Source organism: Microcoleus sp. BR0-C5, assembly GCF_036705045.1.
Taxonomy (GTDB): Bacteria; Cyanobacteriota; Cyanobacteriia; order Cyanobacteriales; family Microcoleaceae; genus Microcoleus.
This window is the reverse complement of the sequence record NZ_JAUBTR010000018.1, coordinates 100,236-106,235: the sequence shown is the minus strand read 5'-3', so window position 1 is coordinate 106,235 and position 6,000 is coordinate 100,236. Positions and strand designations below refer to the sequence as shown.

Annotated in this window: 6 protein-coding genes and 1 pseudogene; 2 read left to right on the top strand and 5 right to left on the bottom strand. The window is 44.0% G+C overall.

From position 1 onward, the window contains the following. Window positions 1-413: 413 nt before the first annotated feature. Together QUB08_RS11590 and QUB08_RS11585 are read left to right on the top strand one after the other, a co-directional pair. Entirely contained in the window at window positions 414-674 is a 261-nt protein-coding gene (locus tag QUB08_RS11590) for a hypothetical protein (RefSeq protein ID WP_333224852.1), read from the top strand. 110 nt (window positions 675-784) lie between these two features. Next, window positions 785-997 (top strand): hypothetical protein, encoded by a 213-nt coding sequence (locus QUB08_RS11585; RefSeq protein ID WP_333224851.1) that lies wholly within the window; start codon window positions 785-787, stop codon window positions 995-997. A gap of 88 nt (window positions 998-1,085) precedes the next feature. On the opposite strand, the pseudogene QUB08_RS11580 reads toward QUB08_RS11585, so the two are convergent. From QUB08_RS11580 to uvrB, 5 genes and pseudogenes are all read right to left on the bottom strand, one after another. After that, window positions 1,086-2,650 (bottom strand): annotated as a pseudogene (locus QUB08_RS11580) (IS1182 family transposase). A 183-nt stretch (window positions 2,651-2,833) separates the two neighbouring features. Next, complete coding sequence (locus QUB08_RS11575; RefSeq protein WP_333224850.1) at window positions 2,834-3,232, bottom strand: DUF2281 domain-containing protein; 399 nt, start codon at window positions 3,230-3,232, stop codon at window positions 2,834-2,836. 56 nt (window positions 3,233-3,288) lie between these two features. Next, the gene (locus tag QUB08_RS11570) at window positions 3,289-3,651 is read right to left on the bottom strand and encodes a DUF5615 family PIN-like protein (RefSeq protein ID WP_333141537.1); all 363 of its coding nucleotides are present in this window, start codon (window positions 3,649-3,651) and stop codon (window positions 3,289-3,291) included. Then, on the bottom strand, window positions 3,648-3,881 hold the full coding sequence (locus QUB08_RS11565; protein ID WP_445300911.1) for a DUF433 domain-containing protein: 234 nt from the start codon (window positions 3,879-3,881) through the stop codon (window positions 3,648-3,650). Before QUB08_RS11565 ends, QUB08_RS11570 begins: the two co-directional genes overlap by 4 nt. A 16-nt stretch (window positions 3,882-3,897) precedes the next feature. Continuing rightward, window positions 3,898-5,910 (bottom strand): excinuclease ABC subunit UvrB, encoded by a 2,013-nt coding sequence (gene uvrB / locus QUB08_RS11560; RefSeq protein ID WP_333224849.1) that lies wholly within the window; start codon window positions 5,908-5,910, stop codon window positions 3,898-3,900. Between the last annotated feature and the right edge of the window lie 90 nt (window positions 5,911-6,000).

The following is a 6,000-nucleotide window of genomic DNA, read 5'->3' as shown; positions in this document are numbered from 1 at the left end:
GTTTTGTACAAAAGTATTAATGTAGTTTACTACAAAACGATCGATCTAGTTTTGTACAAAAGTATTAATGTAGTTTACTACAAAACGATCGATCTAGTTTTGTACAAAAGTATTAATGTAGTTTAGTACAAAACGATCGATCTAGTTTTGTACAAAAGTATCCTATGCTGCTTGCAATAACAGGATACGATACCGCGATAACACTCAGTTTCAATCCCTGATTTTTCCTGAGTAAATATCCAAAAAATACTTGACAATTCGCCGGAAACCCGTTACTTTAAAAGTAAATAACGCCCCCCAAAAACCTGGCAGTAATAGGGGGACGCTCTGTTCTAATTCAGAATCTAGAAGCGGCTGCACTGACGTGTATCAAGCCGTTCTATAGATTCTTGTAATTTATTGAATTGAACACCATGTTAACACAGAAAGATCCGCTAGGGCTACTAGCAGAACTATTGAAGCATCCTCATGGTTTGCAGCTAGCCCATATAGTTTATCAGCTTCGCCAAGATAGTCAAGGGCAGACACCGCCAGAGCCTCGGCTTGTTGCGATCGCCTTGACCCTAGCCAAACGTCAAGGTATAAAAGACAGACCATACTTCAAAGGTATGGCTAATGACGAGATTCGCGGGTGGATTGCTCAGCACTCTCCCAAGCAGGAAATTAACTGGTAACAAAATAGCCTAGACAGCAGCCAGTCAGCTTACTGGCTGGCTTAGCTGTATCTAATCTACTTGTTGTAATTGCGAGTATCAATCCACCCAACACTTAGTCAAAGAAGCTAATGGCTAACATCCAAATTTCTGAAAACAGACAACTCAGTGAGCAGGAAAAATTTGAACTGCAACAGAGAATAGATGACTTGAGGCAGGAAAAATTTGAACTGCAACAGAGAATAGATGACTTGAGGCGCGAACTTGATTGGCAGTCAAATTACTGCGATAACGATGGTTCACCAAACTGCAAACTGTCACGATCGCGAATATGCCACGGATAGACTAGGGCGTCGGTTCAGTAAAAAGAATTGACAAAAAAGCAGAGTGTATGTAGTTAGCTTGTCAATAAGTTCTACTCTGCACTCCCGTTCAGGAGAGCAGAACCTGATCCATTCGAGCAATGACATGAAGGTTATGGACAACAGCCACTCGGCGCAGATCGAAGAGATTTTTACGCAGTCCAATATAACGGGCACGATTCCCCTGCCAATGACCAATATGAGCCAGAGCGTGTTCAACTGTAGTGCGTTGTCTGAGTTGAGCGCGACCAATAGCAGTGGATTGACGTGCACGTAGCTCTTGCATTAACAATTCATCAGGATGAATCGATACACTCCGTCCTTTTTGACTGTTCGTGCAGCTTTCTCTATGAGGACAAATGGCACATTCATGCTGAGGAAAGTGAACAACTTTTCCCGGTTCAAAGGGGATACTTACTTGATTGGGGCAGCTAATTAAATTATGTTCCCAATCAAAAACAAAAGCATTTTTATCAAAACGGCCAAAATTTCTGACCGGCCACGCCTTACAAAATATCTTTAAGTTTTCCGAGCGCTCGGTGACCCAGTGACTAGATAAGTAAGCGCGGTCAATATGTAATTCAGATAGCTGAGTATGTGAGAATTTTAAGTCTCTGGAAATGTCAACGCTTTGCAGCAGATTCGGGAGTATTCGCTTTCGTCAAAGCCACAGCCCGAATTACGCCTATATCTAAATCTTTGAGAACGTGGCGTTTATATCCATTTATTTTCTGAGAGCTGCTTTTCCTTCCATGTCGCATATCGGGGTCTTCAATAGAAATGCGCCGGTCTTTGGCCACCCCTTTACTGAGAATAGGAACTCCTTGAGAGTCTAAGGTTACATTTTGAGATTCAATAACTCGGGCAACAACTAGAGTCGATTGTGCCACTTCAAATTCATCCGGCTCAGACTGGGATTGCATCCATTCCTCTACGGAATTTAAGCTGTTTAGGATAATTGAAAGCGCGTTTTGGCGCTCTCTTGGGTCGTCCCAGTTTAAGTCTAATGCAGTTTTTAAGCTGGAACTACTAACAATTGAAGTACCTAATTCATGGGCAATTTCTGCCAGCCCCCTCCCCTGCTGGACAGCTATCACACTCACGGCCTTACGAAGAGCATGACCCAATAGGTTATAGGTATCTTCTACTTTAGCTGTTCCCCATAACGGAGAGGAATCTAATGCCACTCTTAGTTGAGATGAGCCAAATCCACCTTTTTCTTTAGCGATTTCTACAGTCCGGTCAATTAAACGCTGGTCAAGTTCCTTTTTAATTAAAGCCTTTCTGAATCTCACCAAGGTGGCTTTACAGAATGGAGTTTTTTCGCACTCCAAACAATCCAAAACTAACTGCCAGCGTTTATCCATCAGCATTTCTTCAATCACTTCATCATCAGAAATTCCTAGGTACGCTTGAAGAATAGTCGCCAAAGCAAGTTGTGCTGGGGGTACTGGACTATACCCAACTGTACTGTCTTTGAAAATTGTAGCGAGTTCTTCTTGGAACTCATCATTAAATATATCGAGACGATTGAGCCTGAGAAATGTAAATAGTTTGGCTATGAATGATACGCTTGATAATCACCTCTTCTGAGGCTGATAGTTCCACAGGAGGAGTCCATAGAGGAGGACGCATAAGGTTTCTTCTCAAAACTTGTTAGAGTTTAACCGGGTTCTTACTTCACTTATCATAGTTGTCTGGTTCTGTCAAGTCTGGGTACTGAACCGACGCCCTAGGAATCTAACAAAAAGTACGATCGCCCTTTTCATCCCTAAAGATAGGAAAATGGAAAAAGGCGATCGCACTTCACCTAAATGCTTAATACGATCGCACTTTTTGCTGTTTTTCCTGCAAAAACTCCGCAAAATCGCAGACTTCAGCCACTAACTCGTCAGGTAAATTATTTAAAACCGATAGTAAATGCTCTCGAATCCCCATCATTTCGTCTGCAGATTTTACTAATTGCAACTGATGCGGATAAACTGTTTCAACACCAATCGTTTCCATAAATGCGCCCGGTTCATCCTGAGTTGTCGGCACAAAATCCCCGCCAACTTCTGCTTTCACCCATCCCCCAAATAATTCTACTAAATAAGCTTCACCATTCTTGAAAACCTCAACAATTGCTCCGGCTGTTTCTGGCGGTGCAATCTCGCCATCAGCGAGGGCGACTCCTTCTGTTAAATTAACTGGGTCGAATAATTGAAACTTGCTCATTGCTGTCTCCCAACCGTTTATTGCACAAATGCTGAATACGATCGCACTTTCCTAGCCTAAATAGGAAGTCGCCGTACTCGATAACGATTATCTTCCACTGTCACAATCGCACCTGTTTCCAAATCTTCACCGCACTCTGACAAAACAGCCAGCAATCTAGCACTAACAAACACTGGAATAGTGGTTTGCAGTCTAAAAATAATCACACTTGGAAGAGATTGAGAACTGATAGCCAAAAGCTCGCCAAAATCCAGGTCAAAAGTTAAAACAATTCGTTGTTCTTGGCGTGCTTTTTCCAGGATCTCAGAATCTGGCAAACGCTCCAATCCTTGCTCATTTAAGTGTACAGCATTATATCCCTGCTGGCGCAGTGCAAGCACCGTTACAGGAGACACACCCATGTCTGCCAAAAATTTCATGCTGGACTCCCAGTAAAGGGACGAATTTGCTCGTTCGTCAAAAATGCCGCATACTGGAGACTAGCTTTAATATCCTCAGCTTCCAAATAAGGATAAGCTGCCAAAATTTCCTCTACACTCATCCCATTTGCTACTAAACTCACTACCAAAGAAACAGTAATTCGCATTCCTCGAATGCAAGCTCTTCCTCCCATAATTTTTGGATCGAAGGTAATGCGATCGAACATCATATCCTCCCACTCTTCCTTAATGTCCCAATAGCTTATCCCGCAAATGCTTAATCCGATCGCGCAATTTACCCGCCTCCTCAAACTCCAACTTCTTAGCCGCCGCCTTCATCTGCGCTTCCAACCGCCCGATTAACTGAGGAATCTCATCCAAAGATAACTCATTTACCTGTTCGTAAACCTCCTCCAACTGCTGAGAATTCAGCTTGCGCGACACATCCAAAAATGCCAAAATCGCATTACTCGATCGCTTTTTCGCGATCGGCTGCGGCGTAATCCCGTGCATCTTATTGTAGGCTAGCTGAATCCCCCGGCGTCGATCGGTTTCGTCGATCGCCTTAACCATACTATCCGTCATATTATCCGCGTACAAAATAGCCTGTCCCTGAACGTGCCGCGCCGCCCTTCCAATGGTTTGAATCAACGAACGTCCCGATCGCAAAAACCCCTCTTTATCCGCATCCAAAATTACCACCAGCGAAACTTCCGGCAAATCCAAACCTTCCCGCAGCAAGTTAACACCAATCAATACATCAAACTTACCATCCTGCAAATCTTGGATAATTTCGATGCGTTGAATCGACTGAATTTCCGAGTGCAAATACCGCACTCTAATTCCCCTTTCCTGCAAATATTCGGTTAAATCTTCCGCCATCCGCTTCGTTAAAGTCGTCACCAAAACTCGCTCATCGCGACTTACTCTCTCCTTAATTTCCCCCAACAAATCATCAATTTGTCCTTCCGTCGGGCGAACGAAAATAGTCGGATCTATTACTCCGGTAGGGCGAATTACTTGCTCTGCAACTCTGCCTGCCGATATTTCCATTTCCCAATCTCCAGGCGTAGCAGAAACAAAGATGCACTGATTCTCTTTTGCCCAGAATTCCTCGGCTTTCAAAGGGCGGTTATCTGCCGCGCTGGGCAAGCGAAAACCGTGTTCAATTAATACTTTTTTCCGCGCTTGGTCGCCGTTGTACATCCCCCGAATTTGCGGCACTGTGACGTGAGATTCATCTATCACCAACATCCAATCTTTCGGGAAATAATCAATCAAACATTCTGGCGGTTCCCCGGCATTTCTTCCTGCTAAATGCCGCGAATAATTCTCGACTCCGTTGCAGTAACCAACCTCGCGCAGCATTTCCAAATCGTAGCGCGTGCGCTGTTCTATTCGCTGAGCTTCTAATAGTTTCCCCTGTTTTTCAAATTCTGCCAGTCTGTCTTCTAATTCGAGTTCTATTCCTTGGCAAGCAGCCTCTAATTTATCTTCAGCCGTGACGAAGTGGCGCGCTGGATAAATATTTAAAGCGGTTGTGCTTTGCAGAATTTTACCTGTTACGGGGTCAACGTAGCGTATGGCATCAATTTCGTCCCCGAAGAATTCAACGCGAATAATTCTATCTTCGTAAGCGGGGCCAATTTCTAAAACATCGCCTTTGACGCGAAATTTGCCTCTGCCTAAATCTATGTCGTTGCGGCTGTATTGAACGTTGACTAAATCGCGCAAAACTTGCCGCTGGTTGACTTCCATTCCTACTTGCAAAGGAATAGCCGCTTTCAGGTATTCTGCGGGCATTCCCAAACCGTAGATGCAGCTAATTGAAGCAACTACAATTACGTCGCGGCGTTCAAAGAGCGATCGCGTGGCGGAGTGCCGCAGCATATCTATCTCGTCGTTAATTGCTGCCGTTTTCTCTATGAAAGTATCGGTGACGGCGATGTATGCTTCAGGTTGGTAGTAGTCGTAATAACTGACAAAGTATTCGACTGCATTGTTCGGGAAAAAATTTCGCAGTTCGTTGCACAGTTGAGCTGCTAGGGTTTTGTTGTGTGCTAGGACTAAGGTGGGTCTGCCGACTTTTTCAATCACCGAGGCAATTGAGAAGGTTTTGCCCGTACCGGTGGCACCGAGTAAGGTTTGAAATCGATCCCCAGCTTCGATGCCTTTGACAAGTTGCTCGATCGCTAGCGGTTGGTCGCCTGTGGGCTGGAAGGGCGCTTGCAATTGAAAAGATGCTGCCGCAGTTACCATAGGAAAATGTAGCTATTACCCATAAATCTTAACAAAAATGCAGAGATTCTGCAATTTCGTTAAAAAAATAGTTAGACTTTGTAATATTAT